Annotated in this window: 15 protein-coding genes; 7 read left to right on the top strand and 8 right to left on the bottom strand. The window is 65.7% G+C overall.

The window, feature by feature from the left end; genetic code table 11:
- Positions 1-57 precede the first annotated feature (57 nt).
- Positions 58-3,576 carry a transcription-repair coupling factor gene (mfd, locus tag JQ572_RS29780; RefSeq protein ID WP_211386394.1) on the bottom strand — a complete coding sequence of 1,173 codons (3,519 nt, stop codon included), beginning with the start codon at positions 3,574-3,576 and terminating at the stop codon, positions 58-60.
- A complete protein-coding gene (locus JQ572_RS29775) occupies positions 3,573-3,863 on the bottom strand; it encodes an FAD assembly factor SdhE (protein WP_211386393.1) in 291 nt (96 codons plus the stop codon). Before JQ572_RS29775 ends, mfd begins: the two co-directional genes overlap by 4 nt.
- 192 nt (positions 3,864-4,055) lie before the next feature.
- Here JQ572_RS29775 and recG point away from each other — a divergent pair, with 192 nt between their 5' ends.
- Positions 4,056-6,164 carry an ATP-dependent DNA helicase RecG gene (gene recG, locus JQ572_RS29770; RefSeq protein WP_211386501.1) on the top strand — a complete coding sequence of 703 codons (2,109 nt, stop codon included), beginning with the start codon at positions 4,056-4,058 and terminating at the stop codon, positions 6,162-6,164.
- Here the strand turns inward: recG and panE are convergent.
- Positions 6,161-7,090, bottom strand: coding sequence for a 2-dehydropantoate 2-reductase (gene panE / locus JQ572_RS29765; RefSeq protein ID WP_211386392.1), 930 nt, complete (start codon positions 7,088-7,090; stop codon positions 6,161-6,163). The genes recG and panE overlap by 4 nt on opposite strands.
- Positions 7,091-7,194: 104 nt before the next feature.
- Between panE and JQ572_RS29760 the strand changes: the two genes are divergently transcribed.
- Positions 7,195-7,716: a P-loop NTPase family protein gene (locus tag JQ572_RS29760; protein ID WP_211386391.1), complete on the top strand. Its 522-nt coding sequence runs from the start codon at positions 7,195-7,197 to the stop codon at positions 7,714-7,716.
- A gap of 15 nt (positions 7,717-7,731) precedes the next feature.
- Here JQ572_RS29760 and JQ572_RS29755 read toward each other — a convergent pair whose 3' ends face one another.
- From JQ572_RS29755 to glmS, 3 genes are all read right to left on the bottom strand, one after another.
- The gene (locus tag JQ572_RS29755; RefSeq protein WP_211386390.1) at positions 7,732-8,589 is read right to left on the bottom strand and encodes an NAD(P)-dependent oxidoreductase; all 858 of its coding nucleotides are present in this window, start codon (positions 8,587-8,589) and stop codon (positions 7,732-7,734) included.
- 106 nt (positions 8,590-8,695) lie between these two features.
- Entirely contained in the window at positions 8,696-9,466 is a 771-nt protein-coding gene (locus JQ572_RS29750; RefSeq protein ID WP_211386389.1) for a DUF502 domain-containing protein, read from the bottom strand.
- An 85-nt stretch (positions 9,467-9,551) separates the two neighbouring features.
- On the bottom strand, positions 9,552-11,378 hold the full coding sequence (gene glmS / locus JQ572_RS29745; RefSeq protein ID WP_211386388.1) for a glutamine--fructose-6-phosphate transaminase (isomerizing): 1,827 nt from the start codon (positions 11,376-11,378) through the stop codon (positions 9,552-9,554).
- 220 nt (positions 11,379-11,598) lie between these two features.
- On the opposite strand from glmS, the gene JQ572_RS29740 reads away from it, so the two are divergent.
- Positions 11,599-11,817: a hypothetical protein gene (locus JQ572_RS29740; RefSeq protein WP_211386387.1), complete on the top strand. Its 219-nt coding sequence runs from the start codon at positions 11,599-11,601 to the stop codon at positions 11,815-11,817.
- A 7-nt stretch (positions 11,818-11,824) separates the two neighbouring features.
- Here JQ572_RS29740 and glmU read toward each other — a convergent pair whose 3' ends face one another.
- Positions 11,825-13,180, bottom strand: a complete 1,356-nt coding sequence (gene glmU, locus JQ572_RS29735; RefSeq protein WP_211386386.1) for a bifunctional UDP-N-acetylglucosamine diphosphorylase/glucosamine-1-phosphate N-acetyltransferase GlmU — start codon at positions 13,178-13,180, stop codon at positions 11,825-11,827.
- A 176-nt stretch (positions 13,181-13,356) separates the two neighbouring features.
- Between glmU and JQ572_RS29730 the strand changes: the two genes are divergently transcribed.
- Together JQ572_RS29730 and JQ572_RS29725 are read left to right on the top strand one after the other, a co-directional pair.
- Positions 13,357-14,772 (top strand): hypothetical protein, encoded by a 1,416-nt coding sequence (locus JQ572_RS29730; protein WP_211386385.1) that lies wholly within the window; start codon positions 13,357-13,359, stop codon positions 14,770-14,772.
- An 82-nt stretch (positions 14,773-14,854) separates the two neighbouring features.
- Complete coding sequence (locus JQ572_RS29725; RefSeq protein ID WP_211386384.1) at positions 14,855-15,235, top strand: hypothetical protein; 381 nt, start codon at positions 14,855-14,857, stop codon at positions 15,233-15,235.
- On the opposite strand, the gene JQ572_RS29720 is transcribed toward JQ572_RS29725, so the two are convergent.
- Positions 15,195-16,754 (bottom strand): glycoside hydrolase family 17 protein, encoded by a 1,560-nt coding sequence (locus JQ572_RS29720; protein WP_262049208.1) that lies wholly within the window; start codon positions 16,752-16,754, stop codon positions 15,195-15,197. The genes JQ572_RS29725 and JQ572_RS29720 overlap by 41 nt on opposite strands.
- 330 nt (positions 16,755-17,084) lie before the next feature.
- Between JQ572_RS29720 and JQ572_RS29715 the strand changes: the two genes are divergently transcribed.
- Complete coding sequence (locus JQ572_RS29715) at positions 17,085-17,678, top strand: beta-1-3, beta-1-6-glucan biosynthesis protein (protein WP_211386499.1); 594 nt, start codon at positions 17,085-17,087, stop codon at positions 17,676-17,678.
- 215 nt (positions 17,679-17,893) lie between these two features.
- Complete coding sequence (locus JQ572_RS29710) at positions 17,894-20,563, top strand: glycosyltransferase (protein ID WP_211386383.1); 2,670 nt, start codon at positions 17,894-17,896, stop codon at positions 20,561-20,563.
- Positions 20,564-20,657: the final 94 nt, after the last annotated feature.

The following is a 20,657-nucleotide window of genomic DNA, read 5'->3' as shown; positions in this document are numbered from 1 at the left end:
GGATCCAGGAGCGCCGCATCGTTTCGCGCTGCGCCGCTCCTGGAGGCGCGATAGCGTCTACGCCGCCTTCTTGCTCTGCGCGAGGTGCGCCAGTTGGCGCATGATCTCGGTGGTACCGGCGAGACGCTCTTCCGGCGTCTCCCAGTCCTGGAAGAACACCACCTTCATGTCGGGCCGCACCTTGGCGGCCTGGCCGTGGCTGCGGATGAACGACACCAGTCGGTCGGGATGGGCGAACGAACTGTCGCGGAAGGCGATGACGGCGCCCTTCGGACCGGCATCGATCTTCTCGACATTGGCCTGGCGGCAGAACGCCTTGATCGCGGCGACCTTGAACAGGTAGCGCACCTCGTCCGGCAGCACGCCGAAACGGTCGCGCATCTCGGCGCCGAAGTTCTCGATCTCCTCCTCGCTGTCGAGATCGGCGAGCCGCCGGTAGAGCGACAGCCGCACCGAGAGGTCGCCGACATAGTCCTCCGGGATCAGCACGGGCATGCCGATCGTGATCGTCGGTGACCAGCGGTCGGCGGCGGGCTCGGACACGCCGGCCTTGAGGTTGACGATCGCCTCCTCGAGCATCGACTGGTAAAGTTCGAAGCCGACTTCCTTGATGTGGCCGGACTGCTGCTCGCCCAGGATGTTGCCGGCGCCGCGGATGTCGAGGTCATGGGAGGCGAGCTGGAAGCCCGCGCCCAGCGTCTCCAGCGATTGCAGCACGGTGAGCCGGCGCTCGGCCTGCGCCGTGATCTTCTGCTGCGCCGGCAGCGTGAACAGCGCATAGGCCCGCAGCTTGGAGCGGCCGACGCGGCCGCGGAGCTGGTAGAGCTGGGCAAGGCCGAACATGTCGGCGCGGTGCACGATCAGCGTGTTGGCGTTGGGGATGTCGAGGCCGGATTCGACGATGGTGGTCGACAGCAGGATGTCGAACTTGCCGTCGTAGAACGCGGTCATGATGTCCTCGATCACGGCGGGCGGCATCTGGCCGTGCGCGACCGCGACCTTCATCTCCGGCACGTTCTTGTCGAGGAAATCCTTGACCTCGGCGAGGTCGTCGATGCGCGGCACCACGTAGAACGCCTGGCCGCCGCGATAGCGCTCGCGCAGCAGCGCCTCGCGGATCATCAGCGGATCGTGCGGGGCGACGAAGGTGCGCACCGCGAGACGGTCGACCGGCGGCGAGGCGATGATCGAGAGTTCGCGTACGCCGGTGAGCGCCAATTGGAGCGTGCGCGGAATCGGCGTTGCCGACAGCGTCAGCACGTGCACCTCGGCGCGCAGTTGCTTCAGCCGTTCCTTGTGGCTGACGCCGAAATGCTGCTCCTCGTCGACGATCAGCAGCCCGAGATCCCTGAACTTGATCGACTTGCTGAGTAGCGCGTGGGTGCCGACGACGATGTCGACCGAACCGTCGGTGAGGCCCTTCTTGACCAGATTGAGCTGCTTGGTCGGGACCAGGCGCGAGGCCTGTGCGACCTGCACCGGAAAACCCTTGAACCGCTCGCTGAACGTCTTGTGGTGCTGACGGGCGAGCAGCGTGGTCGGCACCACGACCGCGACCTGCTTGCCTTCGAGCGCCACGGCGAAGGCCGCGCGCAAGGCCACCTCGGTCTTGCCGAAGCCGACGTCGCCGCAGATCAGCCGGTCCATGGGACGGCCCGTTTCGAGGTCCTTCAGGGTGGATTCGATCGCCCCTAGCTGGTCCTCGGTCTCGTCGTAGGGGAAGCGTGCGCAGAACTCGTCGTAAAGGCCCGGCTGCACCGGAAGCTTCGGCGCCTCGTGCAAATGCCGCTCCGCGGCGATCTTGATCAGCTCGCCCGCGATCTCGCGGATGCGGTTCTTGAGCTTCGCCTTGCGGGTCTGCCAGCCGCTTCCGCCGAGACGGTCGAGCTCGACCGTGGTCTGATCGGAGCCGTAGCGCGACAACAGCTCGATGTTCTCGACCGGCAGGAACAGCTTGGTCTCGGCGGCGTAATGCAGCTCGAGGCAGTCGTGCGGCGCGCCGGCGACGTCGAGCGTCTGCAGGCCGATGAAGCGGCCGATGCCGTGGTCGACGTGGACCACGATGTCGCCGGCGGCAAGGCTCGTCACCTCCGAGATGAAATTGTCGAGCTTGCGGCTCGCCTTGCGCGGCCGGACCAGGCGGTCGCCAAGGATGTCCTGTTCGCTGATCAGCGCGATCTCGTCGGTCTCGAAACCGCTTTCCAGGCCGAGCACGGCGAGCATGGTCTCGTTGCGCGGGGTCGCCTGCACCGTGCGCCAGCTGTTGACGCTGGTGGTGTGGGTCAGCTTGTGGTCGCGCAGCATCGAGGTCATGCGGTCGCGCGAGCCTTCGCTCCAGAGCGCGATCACCACTTTCTTGCGCTGGGCGTGCAGCCCCATCACGTGGCTGACGACGGATTCGAATACGTTGGCGGCGGTGTCGTTGCGCTCCGGCGCGAAGTCGCGGCCCTTGCGCGCTCCGGCATCGACGACGCTCGTGCCATCGGCCGGAACCGAAAACTGCGTCAGCCGCACCAGGGGCATCTCGCTCTCGCGCCTGCCCCACTCCTGCTCGGTCAGATAGAGCCTGTCAGGCGGCAGCGGCTTGTAGATGGCGCCGCCGCCCGGATGCTCCATCGCATCGTGGCGGGCCTGGTAATAGTCGAGGATCTGCTTGAAGCGCTCGCGGATGGCGTCCTCGGCCTGTGGCTCGATCGCGACGGCCGCGCCTTGCAGATAGTCGAACAGCGTATCCATCCGGTCCTGGAACAGCGGCAGCCAATGCTCCATGCCGGGATGGCGGCGCCCCTCGCTGACGGCCTCGTACAGCGCGTCGTCGCGCTCGGGCGCGCCGAACTCGGCGACATAGCCCATGCGGAAGCGGCGGATAGTGTCGGTGACGAGCTGGAATTCTGAGATCGGCACGAGATCCAGCGATCGCATGTCGAGCAGCGTGCGCTGGGTCTCCGCGTCGAAGGAGCGGATCGATTCCAGGCTGTCGCCGAAGAAGTCGAAGCGGACGGGCTGCTCGAGGCCGGCCGGAAACAGGTCCAGGATGCCGCCGCGCACGGCGTATTCGCCGGGCTCGCGGACGGTGGAGGAGCGGTTGTAGCCGTTGTGCTCGAGCCAGGCGATGATGGTGTCCATCGGCACGACGTTGCCCGGCGCCACCGACAGCGCTTGCGCCGCGACCAGCTCGCGCGCCGGCACGCGCTGCACGACGGCGTTCACGGTGGTCAGCACGATCAGTGGCTTGTCGCTGCCGGTAAGCGAGGCAAGCCGCGCCAGCGTCGTCAGGCGCTGCGCCAAAACGCCGCCATGCGGCGAGACGCGGTCATAGGGCTGGCAGTCCCAGGCCGGAAACGTCAGCACCGGCAGATCGGGCGCAAAGAATTGCAGCGCGCGCTCGAGCTGCTGCATCCGCGGGCCGTCGCGGCAGACCACCGCGAGGCTGACGGCCGGCTTCTTCGGCCGCGCCGCGATGGCGCGTGCCAGATCGGAGACGATGAGGCCCTCGGCGCCCTCGGCAACATTGGCAAGCGTCAGCGCACGGCCGGGCGTGAGCAGCTCGGCCGGAGATTTCATCCCCTGCTTCATGCGTTGCCGTCCGCGATCGGAAACGCCTTGATGCGGGCAAACAGCGCGCCGGTGACATCAGCCGGCAGCACCTTGTCGCCGGTGATGGCGGCATAGAGATCGGGATCGTTGACCTCTAGCAGCGTCTCGAGCTCGGTCAGCTCGGTGTCGGACAAATTGCCGATCTCGGCGTCCGCGAAGCGGCCGAGAATCAGGTCCATCTCGCGCGTGCCGCGGTGCCAGCAGCGGAACAGGAGCCGCTTGCGGCGGTCATCCAGCCCGTTGCTCGATCGTGTCGTTCCCGTCATGTCTCAAATCCAGTCAAACGCAGAAAGCCCGGACGTGCCGGGGGGGGTGATATAGCCATTCAGGCGAGCCGTGTCAGCCCTTTGTTATTGCAATTGTTTGGGGACCGTCATTGCCGGGCTTGACCCGGCAATCCATCGTCATTGAAAAGATGGACGCGCGGGTCGAGCCCGCGCATGACGAATGTTGCAAGAATGCGCCCCAGCCTGCTCAATCCGCTGTTCGCCCCCGTGACCAGCCTGCCCGGCGTCGGTCCGAAGCAGGACAAGCTGCTGCAATATTTGCTCAGCCGCAGCGAGACGCCGCGGCTGGTCGACCTGTTGCTGCATCTGCCGAGCCAGGTCATCGACCGCCGGGCCCGGCCGAAAATCCGCGACGCCGCCCAGGGAACCATGGTGACGCTGGAGGTCACCGTCGATCGCCACCGCCCGCCCCCGCCGCGCAATGCGCGCGCGCCCTATCTCGTCTATGCCAGCGACGACACCGGCGACGTCGTGCTGACGTTCTTTCGCGCCAAGCCCGGCTATGTCGAAAAGCTGCTGCCCGTTGGCGAGAAACGCTACGTCTCGGGCACGCTCCAGATGTATGACGGCATCCCGCAGATCGTGCATCCCGACCGCGTGCTGGACGAGGAGGCGATCTCGAAACTCTCCGGGATCGATCCCGTCTACCCGCTGACCGAGGGCCTCGCGCTCGGGTCGCTGCGCCGCGCGGTCACCCAGGCGCTGCAGAAACTGCCGGCCCTGCCGGAATGGATCAGCCCGGAGGTGCTACGCCGCTGCAATTTCCCGCCGATCACCGAAGCGCTGACCCGCGTGCATCAGCCGGTCGAGCTCACGGACATCTTGCCCGACCAGCCGTTCTGGTCGCGCCTTGCCTTCGATGAGCTATTGGCAGGACAACTGGCGCTCGCCCTGATCCGCGCGCAACTGCGCCGCCCCGCCGGCGTGCGCAACGCCGGCGACGGGCATCTCCGCAACAAGATCATCGACGCGCTGCCCTATGCGCTGACGTCATCCCAGCGCGACGCGGCAGCCGCCATCGCCAATGATCTGCAACAGCCCGTGCGCATGCTGCGCCTGCTCCAGGGCGACGTCGGCTCCGGCAAGACCGTGGTGGCGCTGCTCGCTGCCGCGGCCGTCACCGAGGTCGGCAAGCAGGCGGCGCTGATGGCCCCGACCGAAATTCTGGCCCGCCAGCACATCAAGACCATCGCGCCGCTCGCCGAGCGCGCGGGAATGCGAGTCGCGATCCTCACCGGCCGCGAAAAGGGCAAGGAGCGGCGCGACATCCTCGCGCAGCTTGCGGAAGGCGAGATCGACCTGCTCGTCGGCACCCATGCGCTGATCCAGGACGACGTCATCTTCCACGATCTCGCGCTCGCGATCGTCGACGAGCAGCACCGCTTTGGCGTGCGCGAACGGCTCGCGCTGACCTCGAAAGGCGAAGCGGTCGACGTCCTGGTGCTGAGCGCCACGCCGATCCCGCGAACGCTGGTGCTGACTTATTTCGGCGACATGGACATCTCCGAGCTGCGTGAAAAACCTGCCGGCCGCCAGCCGATCGAAACCCGCACCATATCGATGAGCCGCCTCGAGGAAGTCACCGACAGCATCGGCCGAGCGCTTCAATCGGGCAAGCTGGTCTACTGGATCTGCCCGCTGGTCGAGGAATCCGAGGCCGAGGGCACCGAGCACCTGACCAATGCGACCAAGCGCTTCGAAAATCTGCAAAAGCGTTTCGGCGACCGCGTCGGCCTCGTCCACGGCCAGATGAAAGGCACCGAGAAGGACCGGGTGATGGGCCAGTTCGCCGCCCACGAAATCGGGCTGCTGGTTGCGACCACTGTGGTCGAGGTCGGTGTCGACGTGCCGGCGGCGACCATCATGGTGATCGAGAACGCCGAGCGCTTCGGCCTCGCCCAGCTGCACCAGTTGCGCGGCCGCATCGGGCGCGGCTCGGAGGCATCGACCTGCCTGCTGCTCTACTCGGAGCCGCTCGGCGAGATGTCGAAGGCACGGCTGAAGGTGATCCGCGAGACCACCGACGGCTTCCGCATCGCCGAGGAGGATCTGAAGCTGCGCGGCGAAGGCGACGTGCTTGGCGTGCGCCAGAGCGGCCTGCCCGGCTACCGCATCGCGCGCTCGGAGGTGCACGGCCAGCTCATCACGCAGGCCCGCGACGAGGCGCTGCGCGTCCTGAAGGACGACCCGAAGCTCAAGGGCGAGCGTGGCGAAGCGCTGCGGTGCCTGCTGTATCTGTATGAGCGGGACGAGGCGATCCCGCTGATCGGGGCAGGTTAGCCCGCAGCTCTCTGACGCCCGATCTCATAAGCCGCCACATGCGCCCGGGCGAGATCCAGCAGCGGCGTGTCGATGCCCAGCGCACGGGCCCGGTTGGCCATATCGCCGAGGATGTGCTCCGCCTCGGTGATCGAGCCGCGCTCGATATCGCGCAGCATCGAGGCCTTGAGCGGAGAGTCCAGGGTCGTGAACAGCTTACGGTCGAACTCGATGAACGGAGCGCGCGGCTCAAAACCGGAAGCCGTCGCGACTGCGCAGCATTCGGCGAACAGGCGGAAAATAGATTGCTCGCCGTTCGGCACAGCCAGGATGTCGCCAACGCTTGCACGCATCAGGCAGGTGATGCCGGCAAGCGTGCTGAGCTGGACGAACTTCTCCCACATGTCCTGCATGATCGCTTCGCTGGCGCGTACGTCGATGCCGGGGACATGGAGCAGTGCCTCCAGCGCAAGGGCGCGCTCGCTCAACGAACCCTTGATCTCGCCGAACACAATCGTCTGATTGGCCATGAACTGAACGACCCTGCCATCCGCATCGAGTCCGGCACTGACGTTCGCAAGCCCGCCGAGGACGCACCTCGCGCCGAACCGCGCGATCAGAGCATCGATATGCTTCAAACCGTTGAGGATCGGCAGAACCATCGTATCGGCGCCGACTGCCGGGGCAAACTGGGCCATCGCATCGTCGAGCGAGTAGGATTTCACCCCGACGAGCACGACGTCGAACGCTTCCTTGAGGTCGTCAGCCAGGATGACTTTCGGCTGCACGGCAAAGTCGCCATGCGGGCTCACGACCTGCAGTCCGTTCCGCCGCAATTGCTCCGCCCGGCCCAGCCGTACCAGAAAGGTCACATCGCCGCCGGCGCGGACCAGGCGAGCTCCGTAGTAGCCTCCGAGCGCCCCTGCGCCGATCACGAGCACTCTCATTCGAACTCCTATTGCACGCGACGCACATACAGCCACCCGGCCCCTGGAACGGCAAGTTGAAATCCAATCTATCGTCTCGGCGGTTTTCGTGAAACCTTGCCGCGATGCGCCGGATCATCGTCGTAGGCAGTCAGGGTAGCGGAAAGACGAGCCTCTCCCGGAATCTCGGGAGCAAGCTCGGGCTGCCCGTGGTGCATCTCGACGTGCTCTACTGGCGGCCGGGCTGGAAGCCGTCCGACAAGCCGGGCTTTCGGGCGCGCGTCGCCGAGGCGATCGCCGGCGAGGCGTGGGTCGTCGACGGCAGCTTTTCCGGTCTGGCCTTCGATCTCACCCTCGCCCGCGCCGATACTCTGGTCATCATCGACCGCCCGCGTTGGCTCTGCCAGTGGCGCATTCTCTGGCGCTCCGCCCTCGATCGCGACACGACGCGGCCCGATCTGCCCCAGGGGTGTCCGGAACAGTTCGACTGGAAACTGATGAAGGAAGCCTGGCGCTACGACACGGAACGTGTGCCAGTCATTGAGGCCGAACGCATCCAATATGGCCCTGACGTCCCGGTCGTGCGCCTGAGACGCGACCGGGACATCCAGGGCTTTCTGGATTCGGTTTCAGTGCACGACGAGTGAGTGATTGGCTGACAATCAGGATTTCTTCTGTGCAACGCGCGCGGCAAACGCCTTCATCAAGTCCGCCTCCATCGCATCGCCATTCGCGTCCTCGGCGAGATGCTCGAACCAGCGCGCAAAGCCCTCGTAGATCTGGCTGGCCGGATGATCGGAGCCGAGAAAGCCGGAAATCTCCCGCATCTCAGCCACCCAGCGATAGGCTTTTGGAACCATGTCCGGCAGGGCGACTTCGAGGCGGGCCAAAATCGCGGGCTGGCTCAGCGCGAGTTCGTCGCGCAGCGCGTCCGCCGCGCCTGCCTTCGTTGCCGCGACCACCATCGCCGAGCCGATGCCGGCGAGGCCCTTGACGATACCGGCATAGGACATTTTCAAGGCCGACGCGGCGCCGACCGGGCCTTCGACGATCCGCACGTCGAGCCCGAGTTCCTTCAGCACCGCGACGTCTTTGGCGTGCTCGCCGGACATGTAGAAGGCCGGGCTCTTGCCGCCGGGCTGCGGCGGGAATCCGATGATGCCGGCATCGACGAACGGCGCCTGTGCCGAGCCGATGATCTCCTCGATCCGCATCACGGTATCGACATTGACGGCGTTGCAGTCGACCACGACCGGCTTCTTCTCGCGCCTGACGATCAGGGCGGCCAGCCGCTCGGCGAGTGCCACAGCTTCGCCCGGCGGCACGATCGAGAGGATGATGTCGGCGTCCGCGATCGCTTCGTCCTCGGCGCCGATCATGCCGGCGTCCGCCGCGCGCTTTTGCGTCGCCTCGCTCCGCCCCTTCAACGACGTCAGCACGCGTGCACCGTGCTCGCTGAGCCGGCGGGCCACCGCGCTGCCCATGGCGCCGGGGGCGAGGATCGCAATGGTTTTGGACATCGTGCACTCCAGGTCGAATTCCGAGCGAGGCGCTCAATTCGACCGGGAGACTAGCAGAGGACGAAAGTGCTTTGCGCCAATGCGGCCATCCGAAACGGGAATGGCCCTACTCCACCTTCGCAGGCTGCGGCTGGAGCGCCGCCGCATTGGCAATGCGCGCGGCGTTCGCCATGCCGGCGAGTGCCGCAGCCTTCTTCGGGTCGGGCGCCGAGCCCGGCTGCACCACACCGGCCGACATGATCAGGGTCGCGGCATCCTCGGTGCTCATGTCGACCTCGACGATCTTGCTCTTGGGCACGTAGAAGAAGAACCCCGTGGTCGGGTTCGGCGAGCAAGGCAGGAACACCGAAACGTGCTCCTGCTGCCCCGGCAGGCTGCGCGCGACCTCTTCATTCGGCGATTGCGAGATCAGCACGATCGACCACATGCCCGGCGAGGGAAACTCGACCAGGCCAACTTTCCGGAAGCTCGAACCCTTGCCCGAGAACAACGTCTCGAACACCTGCTTCAGGCCGCGATAGATGGCGCGCACCGCCGGAATGCGACCGAGAAAGGTCTCGCCGACATCAACCAGCGTCCGCCCGATCAGGTTGGCCGCAAGGAAGCCGACCAGCGTCAGCGTGAAGAACGCGACAATCAGTCCCCAGCCGGGAATGACGTAAGGCAGATAGGTCTCGGGCCGATAGGCCAGCGGCACGAAAGGCCGCACCACGCCGTCAACCCAGGTGACGAACCACCAGACCAGATACAGCGTGATCGCAATCGGCCCCGTCACGACGAGGCCCGTGAGGAAATAATTGCGGAAGCGGCCCATCAGGCCGGTATGCGGTTCCGGCAGGGGATCCAGAGGCGCAGGCGCGTCGTCACGGGGGGTCATTCGGGTTCCAGGTCGGTCGCAGCACACAAGCTATGGTCTTGTAGCAGGTTTTGGAAGACCACGAAGCGAACCGGATCCCCTCTGCCTATTCCACGGTCACCGATTTTGCGAGGTTGCGTGGCTGGTCGACGTCGGTGCCCATGACGACGGCCGTGTGATAGGCGAGCAGCTGCACGGGAACGGCATAGACCATCGGCGTGAACGCCGCCGCCATGTCAGGCATGACGATGGTGACGAGGGACTCGACGGTCGCCTCCGCCGCGCCCTTGGCGTCGGTCATCAGGATGATCTTGCCGCCGCGGGCCGCGACCTCCTGCATGTTGGAGACGGTCTTCTCGAATACGCGGTCGTAGGGCGCGATGACGACGACCGGCATGGTCTCGTCGATCAGTGCGATCGGGCCGTGCTTGAGCTCGCCGGCGGCATAGCCTTCGGCGTGGATATAGGAGATTTCCTTCAGCTTCAGCGCGCCTTCGAGCGCCAGCGGGAAGCTGGTGCCGCGGCCGAGATAGAGCACGTCGCGGGATTTGGCGATCCTGTGCGCGAGCTTTTCGATCTGGACCTCGGTGGTGAGCGCATCCGCCATCAAACGCGGAATCTCGACGAGACCGTGGACCAGCTTGGTCTCGTCCTCGTCGGACAACTCACCCCGGGCCTTGCCGGCCGCGATTGCAAGGTTCGCCAGCACCATGAGTTGGCAGGTGAAGGCCTTGGTCGAGGCGACGCCGATCTCGGGTCCGGCGAGCGTCTGGAGGACGGTCTCGCTCTCGCGCGCGATCGTCGAGGTCGGCACGTTGACGACGGCCACCGTGTGCACGCCCTCGGCCTTGGCATAACGCAATGCCGCCAGCGTATCGGCGGTCTCGCCCGATTGCGAGATGAAGATGGCAAGGTCGCCCTTGCGCAGCGGCGCCTCGCGGTAACGGAATTCGGAGGCGACATCGACCTCGACCGGCACGCGCGCAAAGCGCTCGAACCAGTATTTTGCGACGAAGCCGGCATAGCTCGCGGTGCCGCAGGCCGTGATGTTAATGCGCTGGATGTCCTTGAAGTCGAACGGCAGCTTGACCGGCAGCGAGACGCGCTCGGTCGCCATGTCGACATAGCGCGCCAGCGTGTGGCCGACCACTTCCGGCTGCTCGTGGATCTCCTTCGCCATGAAGTGGCGGTAATTGGCCTTGTCGACCAGCGAGGTCGAGGCGGCGTGCTTGATCTTGTCGCGCTGGACGGCCTTGCCGTCCTTGTCGAAGATATCAGCGCTCTTGCGGGTCAGAACGACCCAATCGCCGTCCTCGAGATAGCTGATCGTGTCGGTGAACGGGCCGAGCGCGATGGCGTCGGAGCCGAGATACATCTCGCCGTCGCCATAGCCGATCGCGAGCGGCGGGCCGTTGCGGGCCCCGATCATGAGGTCGTTATCGCCTGCGAAGATGAAGCCGAGCGCGAAGGCGCCGCGCAGCCGCGCCAGCGCCAGCTTCACCGCCTCGACCGGCTTGTTGCCGCGGGTCAAGAGATCGTCGACCAGATGCAGCACGATCTCGGTGTCGGTCTCGGTGTGGAACACCGCGCCCTTCTTCTCGAGCTCCTCGCGCAGCTCGCGGAAATTTTCGATGATGCCGTTGTGGACCACGGCGACGCGCTCGGTCGCGTGCGGATGGGCGTTGTTCACGGTCGGCTTGCCATGGGTCGCCCAGCGGGTATGGCCAATGCCGATCGTGCCCTTCAGAGGCTCCGCTTCGAGCCGCTTCTCCAGATTCTTCAGCTTGCCCTCGGCGCGGCGGCGCTCCAGGTGGTTGCCTTCGAGCGTGGCGACGCCCGCGGAATCGTAGCCGCGATATTCAAGACGTTTGAGCGAATCCACCAATTGCTCTGCAACCGGTTCGCGCCCGAGAATGCCGACAATCCCGCACATGCGGATCAATATCCCCCAAATCGTCGAAAAATCGCCTAAACGACGCGCTCGGCTTTTAGCGAAGTTCCTAAGGAACCAGATACTCAATAATTATTGCTGATTGAGACAGCACCGGCACGCACGCGACTTCGCCTGCGTCGAACTGGCCGGCCTTAAATCGCGCGCGTTAACTTGTTGTCAACAGGTTTGGCCAACGATTCCGGGTCAGGAGAGCAAGGCCATGAAGAGCTCGTCCGACCGCAAAGGTCTGTCACCGATGTCCATGCGCGCCAGCGAGACCTCGGGCACGCATCTGGCGCATTGGCCGCCGCCCCACCGCGGCAAGGAAAGCAAGCCCGTCTTCGTCAAGCATGCGGAAGGCGAACCGGCCAAGCGCGCCAAGCCCCGCGGCTGGCGCCTGACGCGCGCCATCTTCTCCGAATTCGCCGACGACGAATAGCGCAAGCCTATTTCCCGGTCTTCTTGCCGCCTGTCTTCATCTCGCGATAGCGCGCCGCGCCGCCTTCCCTGATGGTCTGCGGGCTCCGCTCCAGCGCCATCGCATCGTCGGGCACGTCGCGGGTGATCACCGAGCCCGAACCGATATAGGCGCCGTTGCCGATTTTCACCGGCGCGACCAGCGAGGAGTTGGTGCCGACGAAGGCGCCCTGCCCGATGATCGTCTTGTGCTTCTTGAAGCCGTCATAGTTGCAGGTGATGGTGCCGGCGCCGATGTTGGAATTGGCGCCGACAGTGGCGTCCCCGATGTAGGAGAGATGGTTGACCTTGACCCCGGCCTCCAGCGTCGCCGCCTTGGTCTCCACGAAATTGCCGATCCGCGCGCCGTCGCCGAGCGAGGTGCCGGGCCGCAGCCGCGCATAGGGGCCGATCGAGACCTTCTTGCCGAGCGACGTCTCGACGATGTGCGAGAAGGAATGGACCACCGTACCGTCGCCGATCGAGACGCCGGGGCCGATCACCACGAACGGCTCGATCGTGACGTCCTTGCCGAACACGGTGTCGGCGCACAGATAGACGGTCTCGGGCGCGATCAGCGTCACGCCGGCCTCCATCGCAGACCTGCGCAGCCGCGCCTGCATGACGCTTTCGGCCTCGGCGAGCTGCGCCTTGGTGTTGATGCCGCGCACTTCGTCCTCGCTGGTTTCGATCACCACGGCATCCCATCCCTTGTCGCTGATAATGCCGACCGCGTCGGTCAGATAATATTCGCCCTTGGAATTCGCATTGCCGATTTGCCCGAGGATCTCGAGCGCGCGGCGCCCATCGATCGCCATCACGCCGGCATTGCAGAGATCGATCTTGCGCTCTTCGGAGCTCGCATCGGCCTGCTCGCGGATCGCGACCAGGCGGTCGCCCTCGACGATGAAGCGGCCATAGCCGGTGGGATCGGCGGCGCGAAAACCGAGCGCGGCAATCGCAGCGCCTTTGGCGAGCGGCGCGCGCAGGCGCGCAAAGGTCTCGGCCGAGATCAGCGGCGTATCGCCGAATGCAATCAGCAGGTCGTCCACGCCCCGCGCAATGGCATCACGCGCCGCCAGCACCGCATGCGCGGTGCCGAGCCGTTCGGCCTGCACGAAGGTGAGCGCGTCGGGACGGATGCGCTTTGCTTCGTCCGCGACCGCCTGATGATCGGGGCCGATCACAACGGCGAGCGCGGTGCCGGTTCCCTTGGGGGCGGCGGCGAGCACGTGGGCGAGCAGGCTCTGCTGTGCGACGGGATGCAGCACTTTCGGCAGGCTCGATCGCATGCGCGTGCCTTCCCCGGCGGCGAGCACGATCGTGAGGCTGGAACGGGCGGTCATCAAAATCCTGTCAGATACGGCCGAATCAAATGGTGCCGGCGGGCGGCGACCGCCCTCATGAGCTGCCCGCCTTGCTACCCCCGCAAACGCCCGGAGTTCAAGTGCGACGCAGTTTTACTGCTAATGTTCCCTGATTGATTCGGGGAAGCCGGACAGGGGCTGGGCACTTAACGTTCATGGCAAAGGATTCCGACCCACTGGCGGACGCCTTCGGGACCAAGCAGACCGGCGGGCTGTTCTCCGGACTTTTGGCCGAGGAGAGTTCGTTCGATCGCCGCATGATGTGGCGGCTGGGCTCATGGGGCGTGGCGGCTGTCGGTGCGGTCGTGCTTGCCGTGACGGCCAACCAGGCCCAGCTCGGCTGGCGGCGCGACCAGGTTGCGTCCGCCGATCTCGCCCGCCAGTCCGACCGGCTCCAGCTGCTGACCAAGGAGAGCCAGAACGAGGCCCGCCGCCTCGCCTCCGCCATCGAGACGCTGAACACCGATCGCGACCGGCTGTATTCGCGCGTCACCGTGCTGGAGCAAGGGCTCGATTCCGTCACCGGCGCCATCGCCAAGCAGAGCGCCGCAACACCGCCGCCGGCGTCCGCAGCCAAGTCGCAGGATACGCCGGCCTTGATCGGGCCAACGGCCCCCAGCGTCGCGCCGGTCGCCTCGACGCCCGCCCTGGCCAACGACAAGCCGCGTGCTGAACTCGCCAAGGACGCTCCAAAGGACGCTCCGAAGGACGCCGCGAAGGAGCAGCTGATCCCCCCGCCTCAGAGCGCGGCCGCGGCCTCGCTCGTGCAGCAGGCGCCGCTGACGACGTCGGCACTGCCGATGCTTCCGCTGGTGCCCTCCAAGTCGATCATGGCGCCGCCCGATCCGGCTGCGTCGAAACTGGTCCAGCCCGAGGCAACTGAGAAGCCAACCGAGAAGGCCGCCGAGACGAAGCCCGAGCCGGCGCCCGCTCCGACCGAAGTCGCAGCCGCATCAGCCAAGCCGCCGGAGGCAACCGAAAGCGAGACTCCAGCGATCCCGGTTCAGCAGACGCGCTTTGCGATCGATCTCGGCGGCGCCCACTCGATCGACGGCCTGCGCGCACTCTGGCGCGGCCTGACCAAATCCAATCCGGAAGTTGCGGCGCTGCGGCCGATCATCATGATCAAGGAAGGCAATACCGGCCTCGGCATGCAGCTTCGTCTCGGTGCCGGCCCCCTGATCAATGCGGCTGCCGCTGCAAAGCTCTGCGCAGGTCTCGCGGAGAACAGCCGCCACTGCGAGACCACTGTGTTCGACGGCCAGCGCCTGTCGATGCGCGGCGGCCAGGAGAAAGGTCAGGACAAGGCTCAGGAGAAGGGACAAGAAAAGTCCCAGGACCGGGTTCAGGAGAAGAACGCCGATAAGAATCCGGACGCAGCGCCGCAAGCCGAGACTGCACCTGCGCCCGCCCCCACCGCCAAGCCGGACAAGCGCCGCCGCAGCTACTCCTCAAAGCGTTCGTCAAAGCGCGAGGAGCCCGCGCCCGCACCTGCGGCGCAACCGGCCGCGCCGGCCAAGCCGGAGACGGCGTCGGCGGGCTCGACGCTGTCGTCGTTCTTCAGGCGGTAGGGTCGAAGTTTCTCACGCAGGCCCGCGAGAAACTTCCACCCGCCCTGTTGCCCCTCCGCGCCTTCCCGACCATATTGCCGCCATGACAAAAAAGCCCTTCCGCCTCACGCCCTACCAGGTGCAGTTCCTGATCGTCGTCGGCTTCGCATCCGTCGGCTATGCGCTCTACTTGCGCTATCTCGGCATCGAGTTCTCGACCGTCGGGCTCGCCTGCGACGCCGGGCTGCAGACACTGATCTGCAAGGCGCGCTCGGTCGCGACCGTGCTGTTCAAGAACTCGGTGTTCGGGATCGTCGCGCTGGTGGTTGCGGCGCTGAACCTGATGCGGCCGTCGATCGTGCTGCTCACCGTCGGCATCATCGCCGCCGGCCTCGGCATCGTGCTCTACAATGTCGTGCTGTCTGGCCTGGCGATCGGCCTGTTCATTCTTGGATTTGCTCGGCCCGCGCCCGCCACAGCGTGAGCGCGAACAACAGATAGATCGCGCAGGTCCACAGCGACTGCCAGTTGTCGCGCCCCTCGTTGAAGAGCACATACGCGGCCGACAGCGCCAGCACACCCGCGAACACCGACTCCGCGATCGGACGCTGGCCGATCTGCGGCCGGTTCAGCATCAGCAGCGCGAACGGCACCACCGCCATCGTCAGCGCGGCGTAAGGGAAATCCTTGTAGCGTGGATCGAACACGAAGCCGAGCGCGGTCTGCGCCGCAATCACCGCCGTCACCGCCAGCGTGAGACCCAGCACGGCGGTGAGCTTCGACCATTTCCGGCCCTCGCGCGGGCCCAGCAGATCGAGAAAGGTCGGAAGACTGCGGCCGATCACCATCGCCTGCGCGCAGAAGATCGGCGACAGTATGCCGGCCGCGAGCAGCATGCCCCACAACAGCCAGCCGCCGATGCCGTAGCTCTCATAATACATCTTGTCGGCGCCGATCCCGAGCAGGATTCCCGCCGAGGTCGCCGAGATGCCGACCCCGAGCCAGGCCGAGAAGCGCGGCGTCCAGGGCCTGCGCCGCAACGTCAGGCCGGCGACCGCGAACACCAGGACGCAGAGGCCCATGCCGACGCCCATGTACCATTTCCAGTACGGGAAATTGCTGATCGGCTCGCCCGGCGGATATTTCAGGCTTCGGCGCACCGAGTCGTAGAGGCCCCAATAGCCGCCGACGGTGCCTTCCAGCTTGCGCTTCCACGGCTGGTCGTATGACTCGATCAGATTGACGCGGAATTTCTGCGCTTTCGCCAGGCCCAGGATTTCCGACACGACGCGCGCCTGATTGGTGCGCGACGGCAGCGCGCCATCGCGCATGCGGCCTTCGCTCGGCCAACCGGTTTCGCCGATCAGGATCTCCTTGCCCGGAAACGCCACCGCCATGCGCTCGCGGATTGCCTCGACATGGGCGGCGGCGAATTTTGCTTTAATCGGGAAATCCTCCCAATAGGGCAGGATGTGGATCGTGACGAAGTCGACGGCGTCATAGACCTCGCGGTTCTTCAGCCAGTACTCCCAGACGTCGGCATAGGTGACGGGCACGCTGACCTGCGTCTTCACCAAGTGGATGATGGAGACGAGGTCGGCCGTCGTCATCTCTCCGCGGAGCAGCACCTCGTTGCCGACGATGACCGCCGTGATGATGGAAGGGAATTCCTTGGTGAGGCGAACCGCGAGCGCGGCCTGCTCAAAATTCTTGGAGCGGTTGCTGGAGAGCCAGATGCCCTGGAGCACCTTCAGCCCGCCGACCTTGGCGGCGATCGCCGGCACCTGGTCGAGCCCGTTCTCCATCGAATAAGTGCGGACGCAGTCGGTGATTTCCTTGAGCTGGCGCAGGTCCTGCTCGATCTGGTCCGCGTCGATATGAGTCCACGCGTCCAGCGGCGACTGTTCGCCGCGGAACGGTGCATAGGAGACGCATTGGACCTTCTCGGCAGGATCGATCGGAGCGCGCGCGAGTGTGATCGGCGTCGCCAACCACCACCACACGGCAGCAATCGCACCCAGCGAAACGAGCAGAAGCGCCAGTGGCGTACGAAGAGAAATCGGTTCCGTCCTCCGCGAAGGGTCCGTCGATTACCTGCTTGCAAGCCGTCTGCCAAGGGGGGTGCCCGGGTGCGGATCCGCTCCTCCCCCAAAGGAATTTGGCCGCGGCCGTTCGACCGGGAGCTAGGATCGTGACTTTGCTGGACAAAATTCCAAATACAGGTCATGGACTCCCGAGGACTTTTCCGCCGCATTGGGGACCCATTTGGACGCCATCACCGGCGCGTCCGCGAGGTCGGGATGCGGACGGTCAGCGGATCTATTGGGGAATTCATGCGGCAACGGGTGTTCGAGTTACGAAATGCGGTCCTGCGGCGGTTCGCCGCCACCTTGGCCGTTTCTTCCCTTCTCGTCCTGGTCGGCGTTAACGCCACCTCCGCCCAGAGCGGCACGCCCGCCCCGGACCAGAGCAAGGCAGCGGCCCAGCCCGCCGACGCCGCCAAGGATGCCGCACTGAACCAGCGCCGCACCGATGAGTTCGCCGAAGCGGCCCAGGTCATCAACGGCCCGGCCGGCAATCCCGAATGCGTATGGCTCGGCCGGCGCGTGGTGCGGCTGATGTGGCGGGATGACCTCGATACCGCATTCCGCCATCTCGATCTCTACGACCGCTTCGGCTGCCCCGGCGGCCACATCCAGGCCGCCTTCCGCTGCCTGACCCGGTTCGGCGGCCAGATCGATCCCAAGGTCGCCGAGACCCTGGACAGCCGCGTGCACGCTTGCTGGATCAACCCGGCCTCCCAGCCACAGCAGGCGGCCGCCGCGGCATCTCAGCCGGCCGCGCCGACCACCGGCAACTCGCAAGCCCCGCAGCCGGCCGCGACCCCCTCGCCTGCGGCAAGCCCGTCGCCGGCGCCCCCGAAATAGCCGCGATCGTTTCAGCCTGCGTTCAGGAACGATCGGCGATAAGGGCGGTTGGCACTGCCGCACATTCCGAAACTGGCCATGCCCTCATAAGGTCATGAGGGCATGACAGTTGTGAAACCGCGCAGCAGAGATATGCTCCATTTGCCGCGGACTTGGTCGGATCTCGGGGTCGGATCCGCTTCCCTGCCACCTCAGCCCCTTTTGGTTTAGCCGCGATGCGCGTTGTCGCCGCCGTCCTGTTGCTTGTGTCCGTGCTCCACGCCGGCCTGTGGGGAGTCTTGCGCGACAAGGAACCCGCACCGGACTTCAAGGGCCTGCTGCCCAGCGTCTCCTACGCGCCGTTCGAGGGCTCGGCTCACCCCGACATCGACAACATCCCGACGGTAGAGAAAATCCGCGCCGACCTGAAGACGCTGTCGACCATGACGCGCGCGATCCGCCTCTATTCGTCCACGGGCGGCGTGGAACTGGTGCCGCCGATCGCAGCCGAGTTCGGGCTCAAGGTCACCGTCGGCGCCTGGATCGACAAGGACAAGGACCGCAACGAGCGCGAAATCAAGGCCGCGATCGAGCTCGCCCGCAAGAACAGCAACGTCAACGGCGTCGTCGTCGGCAACGAAGTGATCTACCGCGGCGAGCAGAAGGTCGAAGACCTCATCGACATGATCAAGAAGGTCAAGGGCGCGGTCCGCGTGCCCGTCACGACCGGCGAGATCTGGAACATCTGGCGCGACAATCCCGACCTCGGCTCCAACGTCGATTTCATCGCCGCCCACGTGCTGCCCTACTGGGAAAACTTCCGCTCGGACCAGGCGGTCGATCAGGCCGTCGATCGCTACAATTTGTTGCGCAACCTGTTCCCCGGCAAGCGCATCGTGATCGCCGAGTTCGGCTGGCCGAGCGCGGGCTACAATCTGCGCAATGCCGACCCGGGTCCGTTCCAGCAGGCACTGACCTTGCGGAATTTCGTCAGCCGCGCCGACGCCATCGGCATGGAATACAACATCGTCGAAGCCATCGATCAGCCCTGGAAATATTTCGAGGGCGGCGTCGGTCCGTACTGGGGCATCCTCAACGCCAGCCGCGAGCCGAAATTCGCCTGGACCGGGCCGGTGGAGAATCCCGACTACTGGAAGCTGATGACGATCGCCCTGCTGGTCGGAATCCTGCTGTCGCTGCCGATTCTGCGGCTGCAGCAGCCGACGGCGAAGCAGGCGTTCCTGCTGTCGGCCACCGCCAACGGCGTCGGCGCCTGGGCCGCCACCGTGTTCGCGTTCTGGAACGGACACTATTTCATCTTCGGCTCGGCCTTCGCGCTGACGCTCGGCATGATCCTGCTTGTTCCCCTCGTCCTCATCGCGATGGCGCGCATCGACGAGATCGCCGCGGTCGCGTTCGGCCGGCCGCCCCAGCGGCTGCTCAGCAAGGACAAGCCGGTCGAGAACGTGCCCGAGAACTACTTTCCGAAAGTCTCGATCCACATCCCCGCTTATTTCGAGCCGGTCGAGATGCTCAAGCAGACGCTCGATGCGCTGTCGCGGCTGAACTATCCGAACTACGAATGCGTCGTGATCATCAACAACACGCCGGACCCCGCCTTCTGGCAGCCGATTCAGGACCATTGCCGAACGCTCGGCGAACGCTTCAAGTTCATCAATGCCGAGAAGGTGCAAGGCTTCAAGGCCGGGGCACTTCGCATCGCGATGGACCGCACCGCCGTCGATGCCGAGATCATCGGTATCCTCGATGCCGACTACGTCGTCGATCCCGACTGGCTGAAGGACCTCGTGCCGGCGTTCGCCGATCCGCGCGTCGGCCTCGTGCAGGCACCGCAGGAGCATCGCGACGGCGATCTGTCGATCATGCACTACATCATGAACGGCGAATATGCCGGCTTCTTCGACATCGGCATGGTCCAGCGCAACGAGACCAACGCCATCATCGTGCACGGCACAATGTGCCTGATCCGCCGCGCCGCGATGGACATGGCGGGCGGTTGGTCGAGCGACACGATCTGCGAGGACAGTGATCTTGGCCTTGCGATCCAGGAGCTCGGCTGGACCACCCATTACACCAACCACCGCTACGGCCAGGGCCTGCTCCCCGACACCTACGAGGCGTTCAAGAAGCAGCGTCACCGCTGGGCCTATGGCGGCCTCCAGATCGTGAAGAAGCACTGGCGCCACTTCCTGCCCGGCCGCAGCCGGCTGACGCCCGACCAGAAGCGTGAATACGGCCTCGGCTGGCTGAACTGGCTGGGCGCCGAAAGCCTCGGCGTGGTCGTGGCGCTGCTCAACCTCGTCTGGGTGCCGATCGTCGCCTTCGCCGACATCGCCATCCCCGACAAGATCCTGACGCTGCCGATCATCGGCGCCTTCATCGTCTCGCTCGCGCACTTCCTGTCGATGTACCGCGCGCGCGTCGCGATCAAGCCGGGCCAGATGCTGGGCGCCATGATCGCGGCGATGAGCGTGCAGTGGACGGTGTCGCGCGCGGTCGCGCAGGGTCTCATCACCGAGCACATCGCGTTCGCGCGCACCTCCAAGGGTGGCCTGTCCAGGATGTCGATCGAGTTCCAGGCGTTCTGGGAGGCCGTGATCGGCGCCCTGCTCCTGATCGGCGCCGGCGTCCTTGTTGCCTCCAACAGCTTCAGGCAGATCACCGAGATCTACATCTTCGCCGGCGTGCTGGTGCTGCAGAGCCTGCCGTTCCTGGCCGCGGTCGCCATCGCCATCCTCGAACTCAGCCGCATCAATTCGTTCCAGTTCTGGCGCGACAGCGCGATCCGCACCGCAGAGCTGATCGGCCTGCGCCCCGTCGCGTTGCCGACCCCCGCCGGCACGCCGCAGCCCGTGCCGAGCGAGGTGCGGCGGGAGACGAACTGACGGCGCCGGCAAACCATCGGTGCTGTTCGGCGTGGACAGCGGGCCGCCAATCGAGTTGAAAATTCCGGCCTAAGCGGCGGATACCGCGAGCAAA

This window comes from Bradyrhizobium sp. SZCCT0153 (assembly GCF_018129995.1).
Lineage (GTDB): Bacteria > Pseudomonadota > Alphaproteobacteria > Rhizobiales > Xanthobacteraceae > Bradyrhizobium > Bradyrhizobium japonicum_G.
This window is presented reverse-complemented; position numbering and strand designations above follow the sequence as displayed.

Coding starts and splice junctions, on each gene's coding strand:
- recG (WP_211386501.1), top strand. CDS start 4,056: ATGCGCCCCAGCCTGCTCAATCCGCTGTTCGCCCCCGTGACCAGCCTG.
- JQ572_RS29725 (WP_211386384.1), top strand. CDS start 14,855: ATGACAAAAAAGCCCTTCCGCCTCACGCCCTACCAGGTGCAGTTCCTG.
- JQ572_RS29760 (WP_211386391.1), top strand. CDS start 7,195: ATGCGCCGGATCATCGTCGTAGGCAGTCAGGGTAGCGGAAAGACGAGC.
- JQ572_RS29710 (WP_211386383.1), top strand. CDS start 17,894: ATGCGCGTTGTCGCCGCCGTCCTGTTGCTTGTGTCCGTGCTCCACGCC.
- mfd (WP_211386394.1), bottom strand. CDS start 3,576: ATGAAGCAGGGGATGAAATCTCCGGCCGAGCTGCTCACGCCCGGCCGT.
- JQ572_RS29740 (WP_211386387.1), top strand. CDS start 11,599: ATGAAGAGCTCGTCCGACCGCAAAGGTCTGTCACCGATGTCCATGCGC.
- JQ572_RS29730 (WP_211386385.1), top strand. CDS start 13,357: ATGGCAAAGGATTCCGACCCACTGGCGGACGCCTTCGGGACCAAGCAG.
- JQ572_RS29715 (WP_211386499.1), top strand. CDS start 17,085: ATGCGGCAACGGGTGTTCGAGTTACGAAATGCGGTCCTGCGGCGGTTC.
- panE (WP_211386392.1), bottom strand. CDS start 7,090: ATGAGAGTGCTCGTGATCGGCGCAGGGGCGCTCGGAGGCTACTACGGA.
- JQ572_RS29750 (WP_211386389.1), bottom strand. CDS start 9,466: ATGACCCCCCGTGACGACGCGCCTGCGCCTCTGGATCCCCTGCCGGAA.
- JQ572_RS29775 (WP_211386393.1), bottom strand. CDS start 3,863: ATGACGGGAACGACACGATCGAGCAACGGGCTGGATGACCGCCGCAAG.
- glmS (WP_211386388.1), bottom strand. CDS start 11,378: ATGTGCGGGATTGTCGGCATTCTCGGGCGCGAACCGGTTGCAGAGCAA.
- JQ572_RS29755 (WP_211386390.1), bottom strand. CDS start 8,589: ATGTCCAAAACCATTGCGATCCTCGCCCCCGGCGCCATGGGCAGCGCG.
- glmU (WP_211386386.1), bottom strand. CDS start 13,180: ATGACCGCCCGTTCCAGCCTCACGATCGTGCTCGCCGCCGGGGAAGGC.